The following is a 26,245-nucleotide window of genomic DNA, read 5'->3' on the forward strand; positions in this document are numbered from 1 at the left end:
GAGCTTCGGCTATCTGAGCAACTATTTCACGGTCGGCGGCGTCAGCGGTCCCGTCGAGATCAGCCTGTTCGCCAGCGACGTCCGCGCCGGCGGCTACCAGGATCACAGCGCCTACGACACGCAGACGATCAACCTGCTGGCCAGCTACACGCCGACGCCGGACAACCGCTTCACGCTCAAGGTGATCAACAACCCGTTGCAGGCGAACCTGCCCGCCCGGTCCTCTTTGGACCAGTACCAGATCAATCCCTACCAGCGCGGATGCCGCACGGTGGCGACGGCGGCACCGGGCTGTACCCTGACGAACCTGTTCGCCAACGGGGCCTTCGGCCGGACCGTCGGCGTGACCGCCACCGAGGGCGGGTTCGGACGGGACGACCGGCGCACCGTCGTGGCCCTGCGCTGGGAGCACGACCTCGACGCACAGACGACCTGGCGGACCCAGCTCGGCTTCGACGAGCGCAACTTCGACCAGCCGTTCTACACCTCCGCCGTCCGGGGCGGTTACCCGTCCCTGACCCTCCTCACGGACCTGACCCGACGCTACGACCTGATGGGCCTGCCGGCCGTGGGCTACGTGGCCTTCACCTCCGAGATCCTCGACAACCACGTGACCACGTTCAACCGGGCGCCGGGGGCGGGACGACCGGCCCTGGGCGCCCTGATCGGAGACCTGCGCGGCGACCAGACCAATCTCGGCGGGCGCGCCCGCACGGAGGTGGCACTTTCCGACCAGTGGAGCGGGCTCCTCGGACTCAGCGCGACGAACACCACGATCACCGGACGCAACAGCGCCTATACCTATTCGGAAGCCGGACGGACGGCCTCGGTGGTCGATGCCGCGCGCAGCTTCCTTAACGTCGCGCCGGAACTGGCCGTGGTCTATCGGCCCCGGGACGCCTGGAGCGTCCGCGGGCGCGTCGCCACCGGCTACGCCACGCCGACGGGCAGCAACCTGTTCGTCACCAGCGCGGGGCTGCCGGGCAACAACACGCAGCTTCAGACACAGACGAACCTCGGCTTCGACCTCGGCGTCGACTGGACGCCGGTGGACTCCCTGCGGATCAGCCTCACGGGCTTCTACGAGTTCTTCCGCAACGAACTCCTGTCGCAATCACCGGGTGGGGGCCGGCTGAGCTACTTCATCAACGCCCCTGCCTCGGAGCATCGCGGCGTCGAACTCGGCGGCGACTGGGCCTTCGCGCCGGGCTGGCGCGGAACGCTGGCCTACAGCTTCGACGACCAGATCTACACGCGGTTCACCGAGCTGCTGAGCGCCGGTGCCGTCACCGCCCGTTTGGACCGGGCGGGCAAGTCCATTCCCGGCGTCCCCGCGCACCAGCTCCTGGCGCGGGTCGGCTACGATCAGGTCGGCGGTCCCCTGGACGGGCTCGGCGCCTTCGTGGAAACCGTGGTTCAGGACGGCGTCCTCATCGACAACGGAAACCACCTGAGGACCCCCGGCTACGCCATCCTCAACGCGAACGTCCACTACGCCACGGAGCTCACCGGGGGCTACGCCAAGCGCCTCAGCCTGTACCTGGAAGTCCGCAACCTGCTCGACACGACCTTCATCGCCTCCGCCCTGAACCTGACGAGCACCCTCAGCCGGACCACCGGCCTGGAGAACGGAGCAGCCACCCTGGCGGGCACGGCCGGATCGATCCTCGCGGGCGCGCCGCGCAACGTCGTCGGAGGGCTGAAGCTCGCGTTCTGAGATCCTGCGGCCCGCGAGTTTGCGGCTCCGGCGGGCAGAGCGCGGGATTGCCTATATTTTAGGCGTGTGATGGGAGGTTTCCGGAGAGCGGCAAGATCTCTGCATGTCTTTGAGGCAATGCCTGGCCGCGCACCCGAGGGCTTGGACAGCATCAAGGCGTCCTCGGCCGGTGCAGCACAGAATCCGGATCGTGGGGGGCAAGACATGATCAGGCGGCGTGTTCGTCTCGGGCGACCGGGAGCGGCGCGAGGGGTTGGCCGATGGATTGCATTCACGGTTCCGTCACGCCGTCTCCAGCCCATGGAAACCCGTCCGCGCATGTTTGCTTCCGTTTCCCGATGGTCGAAGTCCCGCCTTCTCGCCGCCGCCCTGCTGTCCGGGGTGCTGATGCCCACGGCCTTCGCGCAGGGCGTCCTCAAGATCGGTATGACGGCCTCCGACATCCCGCTCACCACGGGCCAAGCCGACAATGGCGGCGAGGGCATGCGGTTCACGGGCTACACGGTCTATGACGGGCTCATCAATTGGGACCTCTCCTCCGCCACCAAGCCCTCCGTGCTGGTGCCGGGCCTCGCCACGAACTGGGCCGTCGATCCCGCCGACAACACCAAGTGGACCTTCAAGCTGCGCGAGGGCGTGACCTTCCACGACGGCTCGCCCTTCACCGCCGAGTCGGTGGTGTGGAACCTCGACAAGCTCCTGAAGACCGACGCGCCGCAATTCGACCCGCGCCAGTCGGCCCAGGGGCGCTCGCGCATCCCGGCGGTGGCGAGCTACCGCGCCATCGACCCGACCACCCTCGAAATCGTCACCAAGAACCCCGACGCGACGCTGCCCTACCAGATCGCGTGGATCATGATCTCGTCGCCGGCCCAGTGGGAGAAGGTCGGCAAGAGCTGGGACGCCTTCGCCAAGACCCCGGCCGGCACCGGCCCGTGGAAGCTCACCCTGTTCGCCCCGCGCGAGCGCGCCGAGATGGTGCCCAACAAGGAGTACTGGGACAAGGCCCGGGTGCCCAAGCTCGACAAGCTCGTGCTCGTGCCGCTGCCCGAGGCCAATGCCCGCGTGGCGGCCCTCCGTTCGGGTCAGGTCGACTGGATCGAGGCGCCCCCGCCGGATGCCGTCGCGTCCCTGAAGGCCGCCGGCTTCGGCATCGTCACCAACGCCTACCCGCACAACTGGACCTGGCACCTCTCCCGCGTCGAGGGCTCGCCCTGGAACGACATCCGCGTGCGCAAGGCCGCTAACCTCGCGGTGGACCGCGAGGGCATGAAGGAATTGCTCAACGGGCTGATGATCCCGGCACAGGGCTTCATGCCGCCGGGCTCGGCCTGGTTCGGCCACCCGACCTTCAAGCCGACCTACGACCCCGAAGCCGCCAAGAAGCTCCTGGCCGAGGCCGGCTACGGCCCGAACAAGCCCATCGTCACCAAGATCCTGATCGCGCCGTCGGGCTCGGGCCAGATGCAGCCCCTGCCGATGAACGAGTTCATCCAGCAGAACCTCGCGGATGTCGGCATCAAGGTCGAGTTCGAGGTGGTCGAGTGGAACACGCTCATCAACCTGTGGCGCGCGGGCGCTAAGTCCGACATGTCGCGCAAGGCGACGGGGATGAACTTCTCCTACTTCATCCAGGACCCCTTCACGGGCTTCATCCGCCACCTCCAGTGCAACCTCGCGGCGCCCAACGGCACCAACTGGGGCCATTACTGCGACCCCGAGATGGACAAGCTCTTCGACCAGGTCCGCACCACCTTCGACCCGGCCGAGCAGACCAAGGTCCTGGAGAAGGTGCACGAGAAGTACGTCGACGACGCCCTGTTCCTGATGGTGGCCCACGACACCAATCCGCGTGCCATGAGCCCCAAGGTGAAGGGCTTCGTGCAGGCGCAGAACTGGTTCCAAGACTTCTCGCCGATCTCGATGGGCAAGTGATCGGGCAAGTGGTTGAGCAAGTGACGATGAAGGTCGCAGTCATGAACCCTCCCCCGCTGCGGGGGGAGGGTGGTCGCGCAGGAACCGGGGGAGGGGCATGCCGCATCCGGCAAAGTCGCCTCCGCTCCCGCCTGCTCCGCAGGTACCCTCTTCCGCAGAGGAGAGAGGGCTGAGAACATGCTGAAGTTCATCCTCAAGCGCCTGCTCACCGTGACGCCGGTGGCGCTCGGCGTGAGCGTCGTCTGCTTCATGCTGGTCCACCTCGCCCCCGGCGATCCCTTGAGCGCGGTGCTCCCGGTGGACGCCACGCAGGAGACCATCGACGCCATGCGGGCGGCCTACGGCTACGACAAGCCGCTGCCCGTCCAGTACGTGATCTGGCTCTGGCACGTGCTTCAGGGCGATCTCGGCATCTCCATCGCCACCGGCCGCCCCGTGGTGCAGGAGGTCGGGCGGGCCGTGGTGAACAGCCTGATCCTGGCCTCCGTGGCGACGCTGATCGGCTTCACCTTCGGGTGCCTGTTCGGCTTCGTGGCCGGCTACTTCCGCAACTCGGTCCTGGACCGGCTCGCCTCGGCGGTCTCGGTCTTCGGGGTGAGCGTGCCGCATTACTGGCTCGGCATGGTGCTGGTCATCGTGTTCTCGGCCCAACTCGGCTGGCTGCCGCCCACTGGGGCCGGGCCCGACGGCTCGGGCAACTGGCGGCCCGATCTCGACCACCTGCGCTACATCATCCTGCCGGCCCTCACGATGTCGGTGATTCCCATGGGCGTCATCGCCCGCACCATCCGGGCGCTGGTGGGCGACATCCTCGCGCAGGACTTCGTCGGTGCGCTCCGGGCCAAGGGCATGAGCGAGTTCGGCGTGTTCCGGCACGTCGTCAAGAACGCGGCCCCGACGGCGCTGGCCATCATGGGCCTGCAACTCGGCTACCTGCTGGGCGGCTCGATCCTGATCGAGACCGTGTTCGCCTGGCCCGGCACCGGCTTCCTCCTCAACGCCGCGATCTTCCAGCGCGACCTGCCCCTGCTGCAGGGCTCGATTCTCGTCCTGGCGATGTTCTTCGTCGCCCTCAACCTCATCGTCGACGTCGTCCAGACGGCGCTCGACCCGCGCATCGAGAGGGGCTGATGGCACGCGCGACACAGGCCGCCGCACCGATCCTCGACATCGCCGGCGGGGCCGCCCCGGCGCCGACGGCGCCGGACGCCTTCGTGCCCTCGCGGGGGTTCTGGGGGCAGGTCGGCCACAAGCTCCTGCGCGATCCCGTAGCGATGGCCGCCGCCGGCATCATTCTGGCGATCGTGGCGGTGGCGCTGCTCTCGCCCTGGATCACCCCGATGGACCCCTATCGCGGCTCGATGCTGCGGCGCCTGAAGCCTATCGGCGACGCCACCTACCTCCTGGGCTCGGACGAACTCGGCCGCGACATGCTGAGTCGCCTGATGATGGGCGGGCGCCTGTCCCTGTTCATCGGGGTCACCCCCGTCATCCTCGCCTTCGTCATCGGATCCGGCATCGGCATCCTGGCCGGCTACGTCGGCGGCTGGGTCAACACCGTGCTGATGCGCACGGTGGACGTGTTCTTCGCGTTCCCCTCGGTGCTGCTCGCCATCGCGCTCTCTGGCGCCCTGGGCGCGGGCATCTTCAACTCGATCGTGTCGCTGACCTGCGTGTTCGTGCCCCAGATCGCCCGCGTGGCCGAGAGCGTGACTACCCAGATCCGCGCCCGCGACTACGTCGACGCCGCCCGCCTCTCCGGCGCCTCGACCCTGATGATCCTGCGCGTGCAGGTGCTCGGCAACGTGCTGGGGCCGATCTTCGTCTACGCCACCAGCCTCATCAGCGTATCGATGATCCTGGCCTCCGGCCTCTCCTTCCTCGGCCTCGGCGTGAAGCCGCCGGAGCCCGAATGGGGCCTGATGCTGAACACCCTGCGCACGGCGATCTACGTGAACCCGATGGTCGCGGCCCTGCCGGGGCTGGCCATCTTCATCGTCTCGATCTCGTTCAACCTGTTCTCCGACGGCCTGCGGTCCGCCATGGAAGTGAAAGTATGAGCCAGCCCATCGGCCTCGCCACCGTCCCGATCGCCCGCGACCGGGGCGGCCCGGCTCAGCCCCTCCTCACCGTCGACCGACTTGTGAAGCACTTCCCCGTCAAGAAGGGCATCGGCGGCACCAAGGCGGTGGTGCGAGCGGTGGACGGCGTCGATTTCGAAATCCTGAAGGGCGAGACCCTCGGCGTGGTCGGCGAGTCGGGCTGCGGCAAGTCCACTACCGCCCGGCTCATCATGGGCCTGATCCGCCACGATTCCGGCGACCTGCTGTTCGACGGCGAGCGCATCGGCAGCCGGGCGCTGCCCCTGCGGGACTTCCGGGCCCAGGCCCAGATGGTGTTTCAGGACAGCTACTCCTCCCTGAATCCGCGCATGACCGTCGAGGGGTCCATCGCCTTCGGGCCACAGGTGCACGGGATCCCGAAGCGCCAGGCCATCGAGCGCGCCCGCAGCCTGCTCGCCCGGGTGGGGCTGGAGCCGGCGCGCTTCGCGGCGCGCTACCCGCACGAGCTCTCAGGCGGCCAGCGCCAGCGGGTGAACATCGCCCGGGCGCTCGCCCTCGAACCCCGCCTCGTGGTGCTCGACGAGGCGGTCTCGGCCCTCGACAAGTCGGTGGAGGCGCAGGTGCTGAACCTGCTGATGGATTTGAAACAGGAGTTCAACCTCACCTACCTCTTCATCAGCCACGACCTCAACGTGGTGCGCTTCATCTGCGACCGGGTGGCGGTAATGTATCTCGGTCAGGTGGTGGAGATCGGCCCCGCCGACACGGTGCTGGCCGCTCCGGCCCATCCCTACACGGCCGCGCTCCTGTCCTCGATGCCCTCGATGGACCCGGATGCGCGGACCACGGTGGCGCCGCTTGCCGGCGACCCGCCGAACCCCATCGACCCGCCCGCCGGCTGCCGCTTCCACCCGCGCTGCGCCCTCGTCGAAGAGGTCTGCCGCGGCACGGTCCCGCCCCTCGACGGCCGCGATGCGCGCCACCGCGTCGCCTGCCTCGCCCGCCAGCCCGGCTCGGGCCATTCCCTGTCGCCCAGCCTGACGGTGGCCGCATGAGCGTATCGGCACCCGAGCCGGCCGTCGCGATCCGCGGCCTGACGGTGGTCTTCGGCGGCGTGGTCGAGGCCGTGGACGGGGTCGACCTCACCCTGGAGCGCGGCCAGGCCGTGGCGCTGATCGGCGAGTCCGGCTCCGGCAAGAGCGTCACCCTTCGGGCGATCATGCGCCTGAACCCGGAGCGCCGGACGCGGATCGGCGGCACGATCCGGGTTGGCGGCGCGGACGTGATGGCCCTGTCGCCCAAAGCCCTGCGGGCCCTGCGCGGCCGGGCCGTGGCGATGATCTTCCAGGAGCCGCTCCTGGCCCTCGATCCCGTCTACACGGTGGGCCAGCAGATCACCGAGGCGATCCGCCAGCACGAGCGGATCAGCGCCGGGGCGGCCCGCCAGCGCGCCCTGGCCCTGTTCGAGCGGGTCCGCATTCCGAGCCCGGAGCGGCGCCTCGACGCCTATCCGCACGAGATGTCGGGGGGCATGCGCCAACGCGCGATGATCGCTCTGGCGCTCGCCTGCCGGCCGCAGGTCCTGCTCGCCGACGAGCCGACCACGGCGCTCGACGCCACCGTTCAGATCCAGATCCTGCTGCTCCTGCGCGAATTGCAGGCGGAGCTCGGCCTCTCGACGATCTTCGTCACCCACGACCTCGGCGCCGCCGTGGAGGTCGCGGACCGGATCGCGGTGATGTATGCCGGCCGCATCGTCGAGGAGGGCTCCGCCCGGGACGTGGTGCTCGCCCCCCACCACCCCTACACGATCGGCCTCCTGCGCAGCCGCGCCGATGGGGCGCTCGCCAAGGGCACGCGCCTGAAGACGATCCCCGGCAGCCCGCCCGACCTCGCCAACCGCCCGCCGGGCTGCCCCTTCGCCCCGCGCTGCTTCCTCGCCGAGGCGCGCTGCCGGGTCGAGGCGCCACCTTACGTCAACGTGAAGCCGGACCACCGCGCCGCCTGTTGGCGTACGGAAGCGGCGCACGCAGCGTTCACGGAGGACAAGGCGCAGGTGCTGGAAGCGGCTATGTAGCGTCGCGCGTCGGCTCCGACCTTCGGGGGCCGCTTTGACGTCGGCTCGGCTAGGCCGCCGCACGAGTCAAAAGCACGAAGAGATAGAAGGCTTGGCCGCCCGTCACGATGACGATCGCGGGGAGAAGGTCTCTGACGGCCCGTGCACCGTCGTGATCGTATCGGCGTGTGATCAGGATCGATGCCATCACGAAGCATCCGATCATGGGACCGAAGCTGAGCGCCATCCACTTCGGGGCGTACCATGTCGGGCGACCGTCGATCCCCCACTGCATCGGGAGGAAGCTCGCCTCACTGAATCGAACGCTCGCGACCCAAGACAGGCAAGTGAGAACAGCGACCGTCGCCGCGACGATCAGATAGGCACGCCTCATCGGTTGGTAAAACTCCAGGCTTCATCGACGACAGATGATAACCTGGAGGTGTTTCTTTCGAATGACCCAGGTGTGCGAGATTCGAAGGTTGTCCGAAATCGCCGGTCTGACGAAGCTCCCGGACTGACGTCACCCCAGCCGCAAGCCCGCCTTCGCCTTGCAGCGCTGCAGGTACAGGCTGGTCCCCAACGCCAGTCCGATCACCGCGAGCGACAGGCCGGTGGTGAGGGTGCCCAGCGCGTAGATCTCCGGCGTGGTGACGGTGGTGGTCAGGCCCTGCAGCTCCAGTGGCAGGGTGTTGCGGCCGCCGATGGCCTGGCTGGTGCGGGCGAGCTCGTCGAAGGACAGGGTGAAGCCGAACAACGCGACGCCGACCAGCGAGGGGCCGAGGATCGGCACCACCACGTGACGCAGGGTCTGAGACCCGGTGGCGCCGAGGTCGCGGGCGGCCTCCTCGTAGGCCGGGTCGAACCGGTTGAAGACCGCGAACATGATCAGGAGGCCGAAGGGCAGGGTCCAGGTGAGGTGGGCGCCCAGCGCCGAGGTGTAGAGCCCCATCAGGGTACCGTGCTCCTGCAGCCAGCCCCATCCGGTCTCGGCCGCAGCCCATTTCACCGCCTCGTCGAGAAGCCGGAATTCCAACCCGATGCCGAGCGAGACCACGATCGAGGGGACGATCAGGCTCGCGACCGCAACCGTGAACAGCGCGCCCTCGCCGCGAAAGCGCTTGCGGAAGGCGAGGCCGGCGAAGAACGCGATGACGACGGTGAGCCCCATCACCACGAGGCCGAGTCGCAGGGAGCGCCAGAGGGCGCCCCAGATGTCGACGATCCCGAGCCCGGCCCAGAGCTTGCCGAACCAGTGCGTCGAGACCCCGTTCATCGGGAAGGTGAGGCCCCCCTGCGGCCCCTGGAAGCTGAGGACGAGGATCGTCAGCGTCGGCCCGTACAGGAAGGCCACGAAGAGGGCGAAGAACGCCGCCAGGGCGTAGAAGGCCGGGGAGCGGCGGCGGTCGCTCACGTCTAGAGTTCCTTCCGCAAGTCAATGAGCCGGGTCATGGCCACGATCATCAGCATCACGGCGCCCAGCAGGACCACCGCGTTGGCCGCGGCCGCCGGCAGCTGCAGGGCCGACATCTGGACCTGGATGACCTTGCCGACCGAGGCGATCTGCTGGCCGCCCATGACGCCGACGGTGACGAAGTCGCCCATCACCAGGGTCACCACGAAGATCGACCCGATGGCGATGCCGGGCTTGGCCAGGGGCACCACCACGTTCCAGAGGGTCTGCCAGCCGGTGGCGCCGGAATCATAGGCCGCCTCGATCAGCGACCGGTCGATGCGCGCCATGCTGTTGAAGATCGGCACGATCATGAAGACCGTGTTGAGGTGCACGAAGGCGAGCACCACCGAGAAGTCGGAATAGAGCAGGCCCTCGATGGGCGTCCTGATCAGCCCCATCCCCATCAGGGTGTCGTTGACGAGGCCGTTGCGGCCCAGCAGCGGGATCCAGGAGATCATCCGGATCACGTTCGAGGTCCAGAACGGAATCGTGCAGACGAGGAACAGCGCCATCTGCATGGTGCGCGAGCGGACGTGGAAGGCGACGAAGTAGGCCACCGTGAAGCCGATCCCCAGGGTGAAGGCCCAGGTCAGCGCGCAGAATTTCAGGGTCGAGAGGTAGGTCCGCACGGTGGTGCAGGCATCCGCCGTGTTGAGGCAGCCCTCGAACACGTCGATGTAATTCTGCACCGTGAAGGCGGGAATGATCTCGTACTCGTTGTACTCCCAGAAGCTGACGATCAGGGTCAGGCCCAGGGGCACCACGAAGAACACCAGGAAGACGAGCACCATCGGCGCGGCCTGGAGGTAGGCCAGCGCCTGCCGGCGGCGGGTCCTCGTCGTGAGGCTGGCGGCGGGGGCCTTGGCGGGCGGCGCCTCCGTCACGGCGGCGGGAAGGGCGATGTCGGTCATGGCGCAACCCTCGTGACAGGCGAAACCCTCCCCCCCTCTGCGGGGGAGGGCGTTCGCATCGTCGCCCCGCTCACGCGGCGATGAACTCGTTCCACTTACGGACCATGTAGGTGTTCTCGTCCATCACGGCGTTCCAGCAGGCGACGCTGCCCATGCGGGTCTCGAAGGAGCCGCCGTCGCGGGTGGCGCCGGCCTTCTCCAGCACGCTGCCGTCCGGTCCCTTGATGTCCTTTTCGGCGGGCTTGCCCTCCATCCAGTACGCCCACTCGTAGGGCTCCATGTGCGCCTTGGCCGTCTCCAGCACGGCCGAGTAGTAGCCCTGTCGGTTGAGGTAGGCGCCGGCCCAGCCGGAGAGGAACCAGTTGATGAAGTCGTAGGCCGCATCCAGCTTGCGGCCCGTCAGGGTCTTGGGCAGGCCGAAGCCGGTGGCCCAGGCCCGGTAGCCCTCCTTGAGGGGCTGGTAGGTGCAGGCCACGCCCTGGCTGCGGACCTTGGTGACGGCGGGCGACCACATCGACTGGATCACGGTTTCGCCCGATGCCATCAGGTTCACGGATTCGTTGAAGTCCTGCCAGAAGGCGCGGAACTGGCCGGCGCGCTTGGCCTCGATCAGCAGCTTGATGGTGCGATCGATCTCGGCCTTCGTCATGTTGCCCTTGTCGGGATAGGTGTAGTCGCCCGTGGCCTCGATCACCATGGCGGCATCCATGATGCCGATGGAGGGGATGTTGAGGATCGAGGCCTTCCCCTTGAATTCGGGGTTCAGGAGTTCCTTCCAGCTCGCGATCGGGCGCTTGATCAGGTCCGGGCGGATGCCGAGGGTGTCGGCGTTGTAGGTGGTGGGGATCAGGGTGATCCACTCGGTGGGCGAACCCGCGAAGGTCTTCGCGTTTTGTCCCTCGAGATAGAAGACCTTCTTGGGCGCCGTGCCCTGGTCGCCGATCGTCTTGCCCCCGACCTGGCCCTTGGTGAAGACTGGGGTGATGTTGTCGGCCTGCTTGATCCGACGGGCATCCATGCCCTGGATGTTGCCCGAGGGGATGAGCTTCTTCAGGCTGAAGAACTCCGTGTCGAGGAGGTCGAAGGAATTCGGCTGCGTCACCACGCGCTTGGTCACCTCGTCGGTGACGACGGGGATGTACTCGATGGTGATCCCGAGATCCTCCTTCACCTTGCGGGCGATGTCGCCGGACTGGTTCACGGCGGTGCCGAGGTAGCGCAGGGTCACGGGTTCGGCCGCGATCACGTTGGGAAAGCCGGTGATCGGACCGGCGCCGAGGGCCAGTCCGGTGGCACCCGCGCCTTGGAGCAGGGTGCGGCGGCTCAGCTTGATCGTGGTCGTCATGCAGGCTCCTCTGAGGAAACGCGGTCGGGTCAGGCGCTCAGGCGATGGGCGGCGTCGGCGTCCCAGCCCAGCGGCACGGTCTGGCCGAGGGCGAGGGGGGCGCCCGCATAGGCCGCGTCGTCGATCACCGCCGTCAGCGCGGTGGCGGGTATTCCGCCGAGGCCGTCGGCCGCGAAGCCCACATGCACGCTGGTGCCCTGGTACTCCACCGAGACGACGCGGGCCGGCACCGCGTCCGGGCCGGCTTGCGCGCCGAGGCGCATCCGGTCGGCACGCACCGCCACCTCGCTCGCGTCCGCCAGGCGGATGACGTTGTGGCCGCCGATGAAGCGGGCGACGAAGGCGGTGGCCGGGCGTTCGAACACGGTGCGGGGGGCGGCCGCCTGCTCGATGCGTCCACCATTCATCACCACCACGAGGTCGGAGAGCGCCATCGCCTCCTCCTGGCTGTGGGTGACGTGGATGAAGGTGATGCCGAGTTCGGCCTGCAGCCGCTTCAGCTCGGTCCGCATCCGCACCCTCAGGAATGGATCGAGGGCCGAGAGCGGCTCGTCGAGGAGCAGGACCTTGGGTCCGGTGACCAGCGCGCGGGCGAGCGCCACGCGCTGCTGCTGGCCACCGGAGAGTTGCGCCGGCAAGCGCTCCGCCAGATGGGCCATCTGAACGAGGTCGAGCATCGCCAGCGCCTTGGCGCGGCGCTCGGCTTTCGCGATGCCGCGCATCTTCAGGCTGAAGGCGACGTTGTCACGGCAATTCAAGTGGGGGAACAGGGCGTAGCTCTGGAACATCATCGCCGTGCCGCGCTCGGCCGGCGTGGCATCCCCCACGGAGCGCGGGCCGATGACCACGTCGCCGCCGGACACCGTCTCGTGGCCGCCGATCATCCGCAGGGTCGTGGTCTTGCCGCAGCCCGAGGGGCCGAGCAGGCAGCAATAGGCGCCCGAGCGCACCTTCAGATCGATGCCGTCCACGGCGGTCGTGTGGCCGTAGCGCTTGGTCAGGCGGATCAGCTCGACGTCCATGCGTTGTCTCCCCGCCCGATCCCCAGCAAAGGACGGGCCAGACGATCCCCGTTTCGCCACCCAAACCGTCTCCGGTCGACGGCAACCGGGCTGGCGCGCGCCGCCCGGGGGCGGCCGGCCGGATCAGGCGGCAGATCCCGGCCCCGGCGTCCGGTCGAGGACCCGTCCGCGCCCGGGCGGCCCGGTCACCCGCCCATCCTCGGCGACGACCTCGCCCCGCGCGAGGGTCATCACCGGCCAGCCCGTCACGGAAAACCCCTCCCAGGGGGTGTAGTCCGCCCCGTGGTGGAGGTTGGCCTGCCGGATCGTCTCGCGGCGGTTCGGATCCCACAGCGTCAGGTCGGCGTCGAAGCCGATTCCGATCGAGCCCTTGCGCGGGTAGAGCCCATAGAGCTTGGCGTGGTTGGTGGCGGTGAGTTCCACGAAGCGATTGAGGGAGATGCGCCCCGCCGAGACGCCTTCCGAGAACAGGATGGGCAGACGGGTCTCGATGCCCGGGATGCCGTTGGGCACCCAGCGGAAGGAGGTCCGGCCCTTCGGGTTCAGCTTGCCGGCGGGATCGTCGTAGCGGAAGGGGCAATGGTCGGAGGAGACCACGTCGAACAATCCGGTCTGGATCCCGCGCCAGATCGCGGCCTGGTTGGAGGCCTCGCGCGGCGGCGGCGAGCAGACGTACTTGGCCCCCGCCATCGGGTCGTCTGAGCCGAAACCCTTCATGTGGTCGGCGGTCAGGGTCAGGTATTGCGGGCAGGTCTCGGCGTGGATCTTCAGGCCGCGCTCCCGGCCCCAGGCGATCTGCTCCATGGCCTGCTGGCCCGAGACGTGGACGATGACGATCGGCAGGTCGACGAGCTCGGCGTGGCTGATGGCCCGGTGCGCCGCCTCGCGCTCGACCACCTGCGGCCGGGACAGGGCATGGCCGAAGGGGCGCGTCTCGCCGGCCTTCTCCAGTCGCTCGGTCATGTAGCGGATCGCGTCGTAGCCCTCCGCATGGACCATGACGCGGGCGCCTTCGCGGCGGGCCAGATCGAACACGTCGAGGATCTGGCGGTCGTTCAGGACGAGGTCGTCATAGGTCATAAATACTTTGAAGGAGGTGTAACCCTCCGCGATCAGGCCCGGCAGCTCCTGCCCGAGCACCGCCGGCGTCGGGTCCGAGACGATGAGGTGGATGGCGACATCGATGTGGCACTGCCCCTCCGCCAGCGCCCGGTAGGCATGGGTCGCCGCGCGGAGCGACGCGCCCCGGGGCTGGAGCGCGAAGGGCATCACGCAGGTGTTGCCACCGGCCGCCGCCGCGCGAGTCGCGGAGGCGAAGTCGTCCGCCATGACGATGCCGGGGCCGGACGCCTGCGCGATGTGGACGTGGCTGTCGATGCCCCCGGGCAGGACGAGGAGGCCGGAGGCGTCGATCGTGCGGGCCGCATCGGCGATCCGCTCGCCGATCGCCGCGATGCGACCGCCGCGGATGCCGAGATCGGCGGCGAACGTGTCGGTGGCGGTGACCAGCGTGCCGCCCCGGATGGCGAGGTCGAAGTCGGGCATGGCGTCAGTCCCTCACACGGGCGATGATCGCCACCGGGCCGCCGCCGTCCGGTCCCTGATGCTCAGCACCGCCCGAGACGAACAGATCGGTGCGCCCGATCGCGGCGGCGGCAACCCCGCCCACGAGGGCGCGGGCGTGCCGGGTGGCATTGATGTCGCTGTCGTCGTTCATGATGTGGCGCCGGCCCCGGATCAGCCCGTCATGCGAAGGCTCCGCCTTGGCGAGCAGGGCGATCACGCGTTCCGATTCCCCGGGGGCCAGCTGGCCCGAAGGGGGAAACCCGAGATCCGCCAGGACACCCTGGATCGCGCCGAAATCGATGCCGTCGCGCATGACCCGGTGGGCGATGGCGTGGGGGCCGGACCAGCCGGGGGCATTGCCCAGGACGATGACCTCATTGCGCATCAGCTCGATGCCGGCTGACGCACTCGCGCGCCCGGAATAGAGGTCGCGCCGCGTGCCGATGGCCGCGTCCGAAAGCTCTTCGCCCGAGACCTCTCCCAGGGCCAGGGCGATGCCCAGGGCCGAGGCGCCGCGCGACAAGCCCATGGAGGCGTAGGTGTCGTGGGTGGCCACACTTTCCCCGCGCTCGGCGGCCTCATGGATGCGGGCGCTGGTGAGGAGCGGGCACTTCACCTGCACGAGGTGGACGTCCTCCGGATCGTCGAGCCCGGCCTGGGCCATGGCTTCGCCGACCGCCGCGGCCGTCGCCCGCACCTGTGCCATCCGGCCGATCGCCTCGGGCCGGAAATCGGCCGTGAAGGCGGTGCCGATCGCCAGCGCCGACGCACCTTCGGCCTCGGGACCATCGCGGCGCGCCAGCACGAGGAGGTGGGGAGAGAGCCCGCCCTCGGTGCCGCCCGACATGACCAGGGCGACCCGTGCGCCGACCGCCGCGGGCGTGCAGCCCATCGCGCCGGCGAGGGCGGTCTCCAGCGCCATCACGGCGAGCGGGCGGGTGAAGTCGTTGACGCAGCCGTTGCCCTCGGTCTTGCCGAAGATCGCCACGATCTCGTCCGCCGTCACGGCGCCGGCGGCGATGAGGTCCATCACCCCCGAGACGTCGGCGGGATGACGGGTCGGCACGCGGAAGACGAGGCATTCGGGCATGGCGGGTTCGCGTCTGGATGAGAGGACGGGCCAAGCTAGGCCGCGCGTCCGGCCCGCGCGAGTGCTGGTTTGCGCACGCCGCGCTCCCGAACGGGCAACGGTCGGGATGGACCGAACGGTACGGCTCTTGCCGGGCCGGGGGCGACAAGGTGGTCGATGCCAGCGCGACCCGGTTTGGAGCTGCACGATTTGTGGCTTTCTGCCCCCGGGGGTGGCGCTCAATTGTCCGATCTGACCAAGCGGACGGCAATCGCGCCCTCGATCGACGGCGATGACCGATCTGTGGGTTTTGTTGGCATTGCTTTTGCCAAGCTGGGTTTCGCGAGGCCCTGACAGCGTCCGGCGGCGGACACGGCCTCCCGCCGGCAATCCTGAGGAGCACGAACGCATGACAGACCCGACGATCAGCCGGCGCGGCGCGCTCAAGCTCGGCACGGCCGCCGCGGCGGGCGCCCTCGCGACGCCGTTCCTCGCCCGCCACGGCCTCGCCGCCGAGGAACCGATCAAGCTCGGGAGCCTCCTCGACGGCAGCGGCGCCCTCGGCCTCGAGGGCAAGCGGATGATCGAGACAACCGAATACGCGGTGGAACTGATCAACAAGGCCGGCGGCCTCCTCGGACGGCCGATCAAGATCATCGCCTACGACACCCAGTCGAGCATGCAGCTCTACACGCAGTACGCCCAGCAACTCGCACTGAAGGAGAAGGTCGACGTCATCCAGGGTGGCATCACATCGGCCTCGCGCGAGGCGATTCGGCCGATCTTCGGCCGGTCCAAGACCCTGTACTTCTACAACACCCAATACGAGGGCGGCGTCTGCGACCGCAACGTGTTCTGCACCGGCACGACGCCGGCCCAGACCGTGAATCACCTCGTCGACTATGCACTGAAGACCTGGGGGAAGAAGGCCTACATCATCGCGGCCGACTACAATTACGGCCATATCACCGCGAGCTGGATGACGAAGTTCATGAAGGAGGGCGGCGGCTCGGTCGCCGGTACCGACTTCTTCCCCCTCGACGTGACGAATTTCTCCTCCGCGATCAGCCGAATCCAGCAGGCCCAGCCCGACCTCGTGCTCTCGGCCCTGGTGGGCGCCAACCATTCGGGCTTCTACCGCCAGTGGGACGCCGCCGGGATGAAGGGCCGGATTCCCGTGGCTTCCTCGGTCTTCGGGCTCGGCGACGAACTCACCACCATGGATGCTTCGACCACCACCGGCATCGTCACCTGCTACGGCTGGTACAACGACCTGCCCGACGCCCGGAGCGTCGCGTTCGTCAAGGGGATGCAGGCCAAGTTCGGCGCCGACGTCACCGACCTCAGCGAACTCGACACCGCCACCTACGACGGCATCATGCTCTGGGCCGAGGGGGTGAAGAAGGCCGGCTCCCTCGACCGCGACAAGGTCATCGCCGCCCTGGAATCCGGCATCTCCTACGAGGGTCCGACCGGCAAGGTGACCATGGACGGGGCGACCCACCATACCATCCGCAACACCTACCTCGCCCGGCCCAAGGACAAGAAGTGGGAGATCCTCGCGAGCTTCCCGGAACAGTTCCCCGCCGACACGGCCGGCGCCTGCGACCTCCTGAAGAATCCGAAGATCAACAAGCAGTTCACCCCCGACCTGAAGGGTTGAGGGTGAGCATGGCGCCCGATCTCGTCGGCCTCCTCGCCTTCAACGTCCTGGCGGGCATCGCGACACTCGCGCTGATCACCCTCGGCCTCGGGGTGATCTACGGAATGATGCGGATCATCAACCTCGCCCATGGCGAGTTCATGATGCTCGGCGCCTACACGGCGGTGGCCGCCTCCGATGCCGGCCTCAACATCTGGGTCGCCATGCTGGTGCTGCCGCCCCTCGTGGTCGGCCTCATCGGCCTCGTCCTCGAGCGCACCGTCATCCGCTTCCTCTACGGGCGCATGATGGACACGATGCTGGCGACCTGGGGGATCAGCCTCGGGCTGATCGGCCTCGTCACGTCGATCTACGGCAACGTGGTCCGGGGCGTGTCCACGCCGGTCGGGAGCTTCGAGATCGGGCGCTACGGCGCGAGCCTCTACAGCCTGGTCATCGTGGCGGTGGCCTGCGCGGCCCTGGCCGGCCTCTACCTGCTCCTGCGCCTTACGAGGTTCGGGCTGATCCTGCGGGCGACGATGCAGAACCCGCGCATGGCGGCCTCCCTGGGGGTTTCGCCGGACCGGATCTACATGGCGACCTTCGCCCTCGGGGCCGGCCTGGCGGGTCTCGCCGGCGGGGTGCTCGCACCGATCTCCGGCATCTCGCCGGCCATGGGGGCGGCCTACATCTCGCGCGCCTTCATCACAGTGCTGGGCGGCGGCCCGGCGATCCTCACCGGCACGGGGCTCGCCTCGACCCTGTTCGGGGTCATCAACGAGCTCGTCTCGTTCAAGACCACCCCCGTCATCGGCGACGTGGCCCTTCTGGTCGCCGCAGTCCTGCTCATCCGCGTGCTGCCCCAGGGCATCACCGGCCGCTACCTGAGGCGCAGCCTATGACCCGTCCCCCGTCGCCGCTCCGAGCCCTGGTCCGTCCGGCGGCCCTGAGCTTCCTCGCCATGGTCGCCTCGGGCCTCGTCATCCTGTTCGGAGCCCCCCACCTCCTCGACACCTTTGGCCTCGTGCAGATGACGGGCTTCGTGGCCATGGCGATGTTCGCCCTCAGCCAGGGCTTCATCTGGGGCTATGGCGGCGTGATGTCGTTCGGGCAGGCCGCCTTCCTGGGCCTCGGCGGCTACGCCTACGCCGTCGCGGTCCTGAACCTCGGTGACTCGACCCTGCCGGTTCTGCTCGCCATCGTGGTGCCGATGCTGTTCGCGGGATTGCTCGGCTACTTCATGTTCTACGGCCGAATCTCGGACGCCTATATCGGGGTGATCACCCTGACGGTCTCGGTGATCCTGTTCCAGCTCGTGAACACCACCTCGGGCAGCCAGTACCGGATCGGCGAGGCCGAACTCGGCGGCTTCAACGGCATCCCGGCCATCCCGGCCCTCAACCTGCCGGGCGATGCCGGCAACCCGCTCGACCCCGAGGGGATCTGGTATGCCGCGATGGGGAGCCTCATCCTCGTCTACGTGGTCCTGCGCGCCATCCTGGCGAGCCGGTTCGGCCGCGTGGTCGTGGCGATCCGCGAGAACGAGACCCGGGCGCAGCTCATCGGCTACGATCCGCGCCTTTACAAGCTCCTGGCCTTCATGATCTCGGCCGGCATCGCCGGCCTCGGTGGCTGCCTGTTCGCGAATTGGGGCGGTTTCATCAGCCCCACGGTCTTCGGCCTCACCATGTCGGCCCAGGTGATCATCTTCGTTCTCGTCGGCGGACTCGGCACCCTGCTCGGCCCGATCCTCGGGGCGGTACTGATACAGTGGCTGACCATCGAGGCCGGCGCCCAGAGCCTCATCGATTCCAACCTCGGCCTCGGCGCGATCCTGGTCACCTTCGTGCTGCTGATCCCGCAGGGTCTGGTGCCGGTGGCCCGCAACCTCTTCCTGCGCCTCGGCACGGCGCTCATCGGCCGGCGGATGCGGGCCAAGCCCCTCGGGCCCGCCCCGGGCGCGGCCCTGGCCGGGGAGGTCCGTCGATGAGCGTGTCCCCCGCGGCGAAACCCCTCCGCCCCCTGCTGGAAGCCAAGGGCGCCACCATGCGCTTCGGCGGCGTCACCGCCGTCAACGCGGTCGACTTCGTCCTCGGGGAGGTGGAGCTGCGCTGTCTCATCGGTCCGAACGGCGCGGGAAAGAGCACCTTCTTCAAGATGCTCACCGGCCAGCTCACGGCGAGCGCCGGGCGCATCCACTTCCGCGACACCGACATCACGGCCGCGCACCCGCACGAGATCGCCCGCCTCGGGGTCGGCATCAAGACGCAGGTTCCCAACGTCTTCAACGGCCTGTCGGTGCGCGAGAACGTCTTCGTCGCGGCGGGCCGCAAGAAGTCGCTCGCCCGCACCCGCGCCATCGTCGAGGAGACGCTGACCCGCCTCAAGCTCACCGAGATCGCCACCCGCCTCGTCGGGCAGCTCGCCCACGGCCAGCGTCAATGGGTCGAGATCGCCACGGTCCTGGCCCAGGAGCCGGAGCTGATCCTCCTCGACGAGCCCGCCGCCGGGATGACGAAGGAGGAGGTCGAGCGCACCGCCGCCCTCATCCGCGAGATCAACCGCACCCATGCGGTCATCGTGGTGGAGCACGACATGCCGTTCATCCGGATGATCGCCAAGACCGTGACCGTGTTCAACCAGGGCCGCATCCTGATCGAGGGCGATGTCGACACGGTACTGTCCGACGCCCGCGTCCGCGACGTCTATCTGGGCAAGCAGGCCGCATGACCGCCCCCCTCCTCGCCGTCGACGACCTGCATTCCGGCTACGGCCGCATCCCGATCCTCGGCGGCGTGTCGCTGCAGGTGAATGAGGGCGCGTTCGTCGGCATCCTCGGCCATAACGGCATGGGCAAGTCGACCCTGCTGCGGACGCTCACCGGCAACCTGCCCGCCACGGCCGGATCGATCACCTTCGACGGGCGCGACATCACCCGGCTCTCCCCGACCGCCCGGGCCCGGGCCGGCATCGGCTACGTGCCGCAGGGGCGCGAGATCTTTCCGGCGCTCAGCGTCCACGAGAACCTGCGGATGGGCTGCCTTCTGTCGCGCGACAGGGAGGAGGCGGTGATCGCCGACATCCTCACCCTGTTCCCGCGCCTGAAGGCCTATCTCGACCGGCCGGGCGGTGCCCTCTCGGGGGGCGAACAGCAATTGCTGGCCCTGGCCCGCTGCCTCTGCGGGGCCCCCCGCATCATCCTCCTCGACGAGCCCACCGAGGGCATCCAGCCCTCGATCATCGAGGAGATCATCGAGACGCTCCGGGCGATCGGCCGGCAACGGGGCCTCGCGGTGCTGCTGGTGGAGCAGAACCTGAACTTCATCGCGTCCCTCTCGCAGCGCGTGCTGATCCTGCAGAAGGGCCGCATCACCCGCGAAGTCCCGCCCGATGTCGCCCGCGACCGGGCGATGATCGACGAGTTCGTCGGCATGGCCTGAGGGCCACACCCCCGTTTTTTCCAGTCAGGAGACGTCCGGCATGGATGCCACGACACGCAGCCCCTTCGACGTGGTCGAGATGACCCTGGCCGATGCGGCCGACGCCTTTGCCAGCGGTGTGACCTCCGAGGCGCTGACGCAGGCCTTCCTCGATCGCATCGCGGCGCACAACCCGCACTACAACGCCCTCATCGTCATGAACCCGGACGCCCTGGCCGATGCCCGCGCCATCGATGTCCGGCGCGCGGCCGGCGAGGCCCTGGGGCCGCTGGCCGGCGTTCCCGTGGTGATCAAGGACCCGATGGACATGGCCGGGCTGCCGACCACCGCCGGCTGGCACTTCCTGAGCGCCCGGACCGGCGGCGTCGACCTCATCCCGGAGACCGACTCGCCCGTGGTGGCGCGGATGCGGGCCGCCGGCTGCGTCATGCTCGGCAAGACCAACGTGCCGGTGCTGAGCGCCACCGGCAGCCACGCCAACGACAGCTGGGCCGGCCCGACCTTGAACGCGGCCGCGCCCGAGAGCCTGCCCGGCGGCAGCAGCGCCGGGACGGCGACTGCCGTCGGCGCCAGCTTCGCGGTGCTGGGCCTCGCCGAGGAAACGGGCGGGTCGATCCAGAATCCCGCTTCGGCGCAGGGGCTGGTCGGCATCAAGCCGACCTTCGCCCTGGTGCCCAATGCCGGCGTGGTGCCGCTCGCCGGCAGCACCCGCGACGTGGTCGGTCCCATCGCCCGCTGCGTGCGCGACGCCGCGCTGACCCTCGACGTGCTGGCAGGCTACACCCCCGCGGATCCGAAGACCGTGGCGGGCATCGGCAAGCGCCCGCGGGGCGGCTACACCGCCCACCTCGACACCGGAGCGCTGAAGGGCAAGCGCCTCGGCCTGTTCGGACCGGGCTGGCGCGACCTGCCGCTCTCCCCGGAGGCGGGCACGCTCTATGCCCGCGCACAGGACGAGATCGCCGCCCGCGGCGCCACGCTGGTGGCCGATCCCTTCGCCGGGACCGGCTTCGCGGCGTTGGGCCGCCCCACGCCGGGCCTGAATCACTTCGATGCCCGCGGCATGGAATCGGTCCCCTACGACCTGCACCTCTATCTGCAGCGCCTTGGCCCGAGCGCCGCCATCCGCAGCGTCGAGGCCTTCGCCGCGGCCACCGAGGCCGAGGACGCCTTCGGCCCCATCGGCGTGCTGCGCTACCTGCATGCCATCCCGGCCTTCGCGCCGATCCTCGCCAACCCGACCGTGCCACCGGATCTCTCCGCCTTCCTCACCCTGCGGGAGGCCTACCTGGCGATCTTCGACGCGGTGATGGACGCGAGCGGCCTCGACGGCCTCGTCTTCCCGCAGATGCGGAACGAACTTCCGCCCCTTCACGGCGACGAGGCGATCAACGAGACCACGGTGTGCGAGATCAACATCGCCGGATTGCCCGGCGTGACGGTCCCGGCCGGATTCTACGCCTCGGGGTCACCGTTCAACCTGATCTTCGTCGGCCGGATGTGGAGCGAGGCCGACCTCCTCGGCTTCGCCTACGACTACGAACAGGCGACGCGTCACCGCCGCGCTCCCGACCTGGTCGGCTGAGGCTCGGACGCGGGTATCCCGCGGGCAGGACTGCCCAAGGGATCGGCAAACGGCCCCGGCAATGAGCAGTAAAGCCACAGAAACCACAAAACCCAGATTTCCCCGATTGACCCACCTCGCCAGTCGCGGCGTAATCGAAACGTGGAACGTTTTCCTTGGGAATTTCGGCAGACATACGCGTCGGGCGACGTGCGGACCATGCCGGGGTGGGGGTTCGATTGCATCCGGTGATGCCGCAGGATTTCGGGAAACGACCTGTGTCTGTGGTTTTTGACCGACCGGTCACACGCGTCGGCGGCGCAAGGCGAGATTCGATGCATCATTCCAGTTGCAGGACAACGCGAACGAGCATGGGATACCGGATGCCGCGTCCGCATTCCCGCGCGACCGCGGCCACGGATCACCGTTATCATCGGGTGAACGGTAGGACGGCCATCGAGCATGCTGACGGATCATCGCCACCAGGAAATCCTGTCCCGCCTCCATGGGACGGGCCGGGTCGGCGTCGCGGATGTGGCCCTCTTCCTGAAGGTGTCCGAAGAAACCATCCGCCGCGATCTGAAGATGCTGGAGGAACGCGGCCTGCTCCGGCGCATCCACGGCGGCGCGGTGCCGCCGCGCCTCGATCAGGAGCGCCCCCTGCAGGAGCGCGGCAAGCTCAACACCCGCGAGAAGGGGCGCGTGGCGGTTCTGGCCGAGGCCCTGGTGCTGGACGGGATGTCGGTCTTCATCGACACGGGCACCACCACGCTTGCCCTCGCCCGGCGGCTCACCGGGCGCAACCTCACCATCACGACCAACTCGGTGGACGTGGCCCTGCATCTCGGCAGCGGCCCGGCCCGGGTCAACCTGACGCCCGGCACCCTGCGGAGCAACGACAACGCGCTGGTGGGCTACGAGACCGTGGCCTACGCCCGGCGCTACTTCTTCGACATCGCCTTCATGGGGATCGCCGCCTGCGATCTCGAGCACGGCTGGATGGATTACGAGGAGCACGAATCGGTGCTGCGCCGGACGCTGAAGGGTCAGTCGCGCAGGGCCGTCCTGCTCGCCGATTCCCGCAAGTTCGGCCGGCAGGCCAATCTCTGCACCTTCGGTCTCGGCGAGAAGCTCAGCATCGTCACCGACAAGCCGCCGCCGGAGGCGTTCCAGGACGCGTTCGCCCGGCATGAGATCGAGACCATCCATACCTGAGGCCGGCGAGGCGCGGGCCCTCGCGGACCTGCTCGACCGGTTCTCCGCCTGCGGCGCCACCCCCGGGGGCGGCGTGACCCGCCTCTGCGCAAGCCCCGCGGACGGCGCCGCCCGCGCCGTGTTCGCGGAGATGGTCCGGGCGGCCGGCGGCACCCTGCGGGTCGACGCGACGGGCAACCAGTTCGGCCTGTTTTCGCTGACGGATCAGGAAGATGCGCCCCTCGTCATGATGGGCTCGCACCTCGACAGCCAGAGCCGCGCCGGCCGCCTCGACGGTACCTACGGCGTCGCCGCCGCCCTACGGGTGGGTGCCGGCCTGATGGCGGCCCGGCGGGCCGGAGGGCGCTTCAACGCCGATTTCTGCGCCGTGAACTGGACCAACGAGGAGGGCGCCCGCTTCCGGCCGAGCCTCCTCGGCAGCGGTACCTATGTCGGCCGACACACGGTGGCGGAGGCGCTGGCCTGCCGCGACGACGACGGCATCCGCCTGGGGGCGGCCCTGGCGGCGATCGGCCAGGCGGGCGACGACGCACCGCCGCCGCAGCCGGCCTGCTACCTCGAGATCCACGTGGAGCAGGGCACCGCGCTGGAGGAGGCCGGACGGACCATCGGCATCGTCACCCGCAACTGGGGGGCGACCAAGATCGAGGCGGCCTTCACCGGCGTCCAGGCCCATACGGGGCCCGGGCGGATGGAGCGCCGGCGCGACGCGCTGCTCGCCGCCGCCTATGCCATCGCGGACATCCGGGCGCTGGCCGATGCGTGGCCCGGCCTGCTGTATACCGCGGTGGGTCGTGTCGAGGTCGCGCCGAATTCCGCCAACGTGGTCGCCGCACACGTCGCGATCTCGGTCGAGCTCCGGTCCGCCGACGACGCCATCCTGGCCGAGGCCGGGCGCCGGGCCGACCGCCTCCTCGCCGGGGCCGCCGACCGGGCCGGCACCGGGCTGACGATCACGAGCCGGGGCGAGCGCCCGATCCGGGCGATGCCCGAGGCGGTCTGCGACCTCGTCGCCGCCTGCGCCGCGGCGCAGGGCCTCGAAACCTTGCGGATGGACACGGTGGCGGGGCACGACGCCCTGAGCTTCCTCGGGATCTGCCCGACCGGACTCGTCTTCGTGCCGAGCATCGACGGCATCGCCCACAACGAGGCCGAGGCCACCGACCCGGCCGACCTCGCGGCGGGCCTCGCCCTGATGCGGGAGGCGGCCAGGCGCCTGTGCCGCCGGGGCGGCGACCCGGTGCGGGCCGCGCAACCGGAGCCGACAGGATGATGGCCCCCGAACCGAACTTCGCGACGCGCATCGCCGACGCCCTCGCGCGCCTCCCGGGTTGGGAGGCCGGGGCGGCGCAGATCGCCCTGGCGGCGGCGCCGGTCGCATCCCCGACCCACCGGGCGGTGGCCTCGGACTGCGCCCGGGTCCGGCGCGACGGCGCCGATCCCGTCTTCGTCAAGCGGCGCCACGCCGACATGGCCGCCGACATCCGCCCCGCCATGGCGGAGGCGACGCGCCGGGCCGGGGCCCTCGGCCTCGGCCCGGCCCTGCTGGCCCAGGGCGAGGACGTGGTCGTGCTGGCCGACCTGCCCGAGCCATGGCGCTACGCCCGGGTCGGCGACCTGCAGGAGGCGGACACGATGGCGCAGGTCCTCGGCGCCCTGCGGCGGCTGCACGGGGCGGAGCCCCTCGGCCAGAGCTTCTGCCCGTTCGGGCGGATCGCCGCCCTCGCGGCGGAGGCCCGGGCCTGCGCCGCCCCGGTGCCCGACGACTTCGCGGTGCTCCTGGCGGAGGCCGAGCTGATCCGCGCGGCGATCGCGGCGGCGGGCTTCGACCGGCGGTTCTGCCGCAACGACGGCACCGCCTCGAACCTCATGCTGCGCTTCGACGGGGGCGGCCTCGCGCCCGACGGCGTCCGCCTCGTGGATTTCGACCTCGCGGGCGATTTCGACCCCTGGTTCGAGATCGGCGCGCTCCTCAACGAGGCCTATGTCTTCGAGCCCGAGCGCCGGCAGGCCATCGAGACCTATGCCGGGCGCTGCACCGACGCCCTGCTCGCCCGCTGCCGCCTCTACGGCGCGGTGGACGACCTGATGTGGGGCCTCTGGGGGATCATCCGGGCGGTGACCTCGCGCCGGCCCGGCATCGAGTTCTTCAAGTATGGCCAGTGGCGGCTGCGGCACGCGCGCACCACGATGGCGGCGCCGGACTTCGAGCTCTGGCTGCGCCGGCTGTGACGGACCGGACGGCTGCGGGGAGGACGCGATGAGCTGGACACGGATGGGCGAGGGGCGGGGCGCCCCCGAGCAGGCCCTGGAGGCGATCCTCGCCCGGGTGCCGGCCTGGGCCGGCACGCCCCTGCGCTACCGCGCCGTCTCGGGCGGCATCAGCAACACCAACTGGCGGGTCCAGGCGGGGGAGGGGATCGACGTCTTCCTCAAGGTGCCCGGGCGCGGCACCGAGATGTTCATCGCGCGGGATGCCGCCCACGAGGCCAGCCGGCGGGCCGAGGCCTGCGGCTTCGGGGTGGCGGTGCTCGACTACCTGCCGGAGGACGGCGTCGAGATCTTCGCCTTCCTGGACGACTTCCGGGCGTCCTCGAACCTCGACTTCCTGCGCCCGGTCGTGCGCCAGAACGCGGTCCGGGCCCTGCGGGCCTTCAACGACGCCCCGGCCCTGACCCTGACCAAGACGATCTTCGACATGATCGAGGAGCATGTCGGGCAGGTGGAGGCCGTCGGCGGCCGGGTGCCGCAGGATGCGGCCTTCCTGATGCGGCGCTACGGCCAGGCCAAGGCCGCGCTCCTGGCCTCGGGCCTCGACCTCGTGCCCTGCATGAACGACACCCTGGCCGGCAACTTCATGCTCGACGGGCAGGACCAGGTCCGCCTCGTCGACTTCGAGTACGCCTCGAACAACGAGCGCGCCTACGAGCTCGCCCTGTGGTTCGACGAGATGGCGTTCCCGGCCGCGGTCGAGCGCGAGATGATCGAGGCCTATTGGGGCCGCTGGACCCCGCAGATCGACGCCCGCACCGCGGTGCTGAAGGCGCTGGGCGACCTCAAATGGGCGACCTGGGCGATGATCCAGGAGCGCGTCTCGACCCTCGACTTCGACTATTACAAGTACGGGACCTGGAAGCTCGCGCGGGCCCGGACCCTGTTCCACCATCCCGACTGGCCGCGCTGGCTGCACTCGCTGTGACCGCCGCCCTCCCGTTCCCGCGTTCCCCGTCGCCCAAGGCCGATC

23 protein-coding genes are annotated in these 26,245 nt (G+C 69.4%); 16 read left to right on the forward strand and 7 right to left on the reverse strand.

The features are described 5' to 3' along the window. The 6 genes from ASF18_RS05750 to ASF18_RS05775 all read left to right on the forward strand — a co-directional run. On the forward strand, positions 1-1,717 hold a 1,717-nt coding region (locus ASF18_RS05750; protein WP_244472590.1), incomplete at its 5' end, for a TonB-dependent receptor. A 387-nt stretch (positions 1,718-2,104) separates the two neighbouring features. Then, the gene (locus ASF18_RS05755) at positions 2,105-3,652 is read left to right on the forward strand and encodes an ABC transporter substrate-binding protein (RefSeq protein ID WP_244472600.1); all 1,548 of its coding nucleotides are present in this window, start codon (positions 2,105-2,107) and stop codon (positions 3,650-3,652) included. A 177-nt stretch (positions 3,653-3,829) separates the two neighbouring features. Beyond that, positions 3,830-4,783: an ABC transporter permease gene (locus ASF18_RS05760; protein ID WP_056221348.1), complete on the forward strand. Its 954-nt coding sequence runs from the start codon at positions 3,830-3,832 to the stop codon at positions 4,781-4,783. Further along, on the forward strand, positions 4,783-5,712 hold the full coding sequence (locus ASF18_RS05765; RefSeq protein WP_056350124.1) for an ABC transporter permease: 930 nt from the start codon (positions 4,783-4,785) through the stop codon (positions 5,710-5,712). The genes ASF18_RS05760 and ASF18_RS05765 overlap by 1 nt, the downstream gene beginning before the upstream one ends. Next, on the forward strand, positions 5,709-6,770 hold the full coding sequence (locus ASF18_RS05770; RefSeq protein WP_056221354.1) for an ABC transporter ATP-binding protein: 1,062 nt from the start codon (positions 5,709-5,711) through the stop codon (positions 6,768-6,770). Before ASF18_RS05765 ends, ASF18_RS05770 begins: the two co-directional genes overlap by 4 nt. Further along, positions 6,767-7,792 carry an ABC transporter ATP-binding protein gene (locus ASF18_RS05775; protein WP_056350126.1) on the forward strand — a complete coding sequence of 342 codons (1,026 nt, stop codon included), beginning with the start codon at positions 6,767-6,769 and terminating at the stop codon, positions 7,790-7,792. Before ASF18_RS05770 ends, ASF18_RS05775 begins: the two co-directional genes overlap by 4 nt. 49 nt (positions 7,793-7,841) lie before the next feature. On the opposite strand, the gene ASF18_RS05780 is transcribed toward ASF18_RS05775, so the two are convergent. The 7 genes from ASF18_RS05780 to ASF18_RS05810 form a co-directional block, all read right to left on the reverse strand. Beyond that, on the reverse strand, positions 7,842-8,165 hold the full coding sequence (locus tag ASF18_RS05780; RefSeq protein WP_056350128.1) for a hypothetical protein: 324 nt from the start codon (positions 8,163-8,165) through the stop codon (positions 7,842-7,844). Between the two features lie 129 nt (positions 8,166-8,294). Further along, positions 8,295-9,185, reverse strand: coding sequence for an ABC transporter permease (locus ASF18_RS05785; protein WP_056350131.1), 891 nt, complete (start codon positions 9,183-9,185; stop codon positions 8,295-8,297). Positions 9,186-9,187: 2 nt separating this feature from the next. Next, positions 9,188-10,138, reverse strand: coding sequence for an ABC transporter permease (locus tag ASF18_RS05790; RefSeq protein ID WP_056350132.1), 951 nt, complete (start codon positions 10,136-10,138; stop codon positions 9,188-9,190). Positions 10,139-10,208: 70 nt separating this feature from the next. Beyond that, entirely contained in the window at positions 10,209-11,483 is a 1,275-nt protein-coding gene (locus ASF18_RS05795; RefSeq protein WP_056221369.1) for an extracellular solute-binding protein, read from the reverse strand. Positions 11,484-11,512: 29 nt separating this feature from the next. Further along, positions 11,513-12,505, reverse strand: a complete 993-nt coding sequence (locus ASF18_RS05800) for an ABC transporter ATP-binding protein (protein WP_056350134.1) — start codon at positions 12,503-12,505, stop codon at positions 11,513-11,515. Between the two features lie 123 nt (positions 12,506-12,628). Further along, a complete protein-coding gene (gene hydA / locus ASF18_RS05805; protein WP_056350136.1) occupies positions 12,629-14,050 on the reverse strand; it encodes a dihydropyrimidinase in 1,422 nt (473 codons plus the stop codon). A 4-nt stretch (positions 14,051-14,054) separates the two neighbouring features. Then, positions 14,055-15,161 (reverse strand): ring-opening amidohydrolase, encoded by a 1,107-nt coding sequence (locus ASF18_RS05810; protein ID WP_056350139.1) that lies wholly within the window; start codon positions 15,159-15,161, stop codon positions 14,055-14,057. 388 nt (positions 15,162-15,549) lie between these two features. Between ASF18_RS05810 and ASF18_RS05815 the strand changes: the two genes are divergently transcribed. The 10 genes from ASF18_RS05815 to ASF18_RS05860 all read left to right on the forward strand — a co-directional run bounded on the left by ASF18_RS05815 (position 15,550) and on the right by ASF18_RS05860 (position 26,200). Beyond that, entirely contained in the window at positions 15,550-16,803 is a 1,254-nt protein-coding gene (locus ASF18_RS05815) for an ABC transporter substrate-binding protein (RefSeq protein ID WP_056350140.1), read from the forward strand. A gap of 8 nt (positions 16,804-16,811) precedes the next feature. Then, positions 16,812-17,684, forward strand: a complete 873-nt coding sequence (locus ASF18_RS05820) for a branched-chain amino acid ABC transporter permease (protein WP_056221764.1) — start codon at positions 16,812-16,814, stop codon at positions 17,682-17,684. Then, on the forward strand, positions 17,681-18,772 hold the full coding sequence (locus ASF18_RS05825) for an urea ABC transporter (protein WP_056221387.1): 1,092 nt from the start codon (positions 17,681-17,683) through the stop codon (positions 18,770-18,772). The genes ASF18_RS05820 and ASF18_RS05825 overlap by 4 nt, the downstream gene beginning before the upstream one ends. Continuing rightward, the gene (locus ASF18_RS05830; protein WP_056221390.1) at positions 18,769-19,512 is read left to right on the forward strand and encodes an ATP-binding cassette domain-containing protein; all 744 of its coding nucleotides are present in this window, start codon (positions 18,769-18,771) and stop codon (positions 19,510-19,512) included. The genes ASF18_RS05825 and ASF18_RS05830 overlap by 4 nt, the downstream gene beginning before the upstream one ends. Continuing rightward, positions 19,509-20,222, forward strand: a complete 714-nt coding sequence (locus ASF18_RS05835; RefSeq protein ID WP_056274330.1) for an ABC transporter ATP-binding protein — start codon at positions 19,509-19,511, stop codon at positions 20,220-20,222. The genes ASF18_RS05830 and ASF18_RS05835 overlap by 4 nt, the downstream gene beginning before the upstream one ends. Before the next feature lie 40 nt (positions 20,223-20,262). Then, positions 20,263-21,807: an amidase gene (locus ASF18_RS05840; protein ID WP_056350142.1), complete on the forward strand. Its 1,545-nt coding sequence runs from the start codon at positions 20,263-20,265 to the stop codon at positions 21,805-21,807. 441 nt (positions 21,808-22,248) lie between these two features. Further along, complete coding sequence (locus ASF18_RS05845) at positions 22,249-23,001, forward strand: DeoR/GlpR family DNA-binding transcription regulator (protein ID WP_056350145.1); 753 nt, start codon at positions 22,249-22,251, stop codon at positions 22,999-23,001. Next, positions 22,976-24,274, forward strand: a complete 1,299-nt coding sequence (locus ASF18_RS05850) for a Zn-dependent hydrolase (RefSeq protein ID WP_056350147.1) — start codon at positions 22,976-22,978, stop codon at positions 24,272-24,274. The genes ASF18_RS05845 and ASF18_RS05850 overlap by 26 nt, the downstream gene beginning before the upstream one ends. Next, on the forward strand, positions 24,271-25,233 hold the full coding sequence (locus tag ASF18_RS05855) for a phosphotransferase (RefSeq protein ID WP_056350148.1): 963 nt from the start codon (positions 24,271-24,273) through the stop codon (positions 25,231-25,233). Before ASF18_RS05850 ends, ASF18_RS05855 begins: the two co-directional genes overlap by 4 nt. Positions 25,234-25,261: 28 nt before the next feature. Next, positions 25,262-26,200 (forward strand): phosphotransferase, encoded by a 939-nt coding sequence (locus tag ASF18_RS05860; protein ID WP_082487139.1) that lies wholly within the window; start codon positions 25,262-25,264, stop codon positions 26,198-26,200. Positions 26,201-26,245: the final 45 nt, after the last annotated feature.

It is taken from the genome of Methylobacterium sp. Leaf89 (genome assembly GCF_001422215.1).
In the GTDB taxonomy this organism is placed as follows: Bacteria; Pseudomonadota; Alphaproteobacteria; order Rhizobiales; family Beijerinckiaceae; genus Methylobacterium.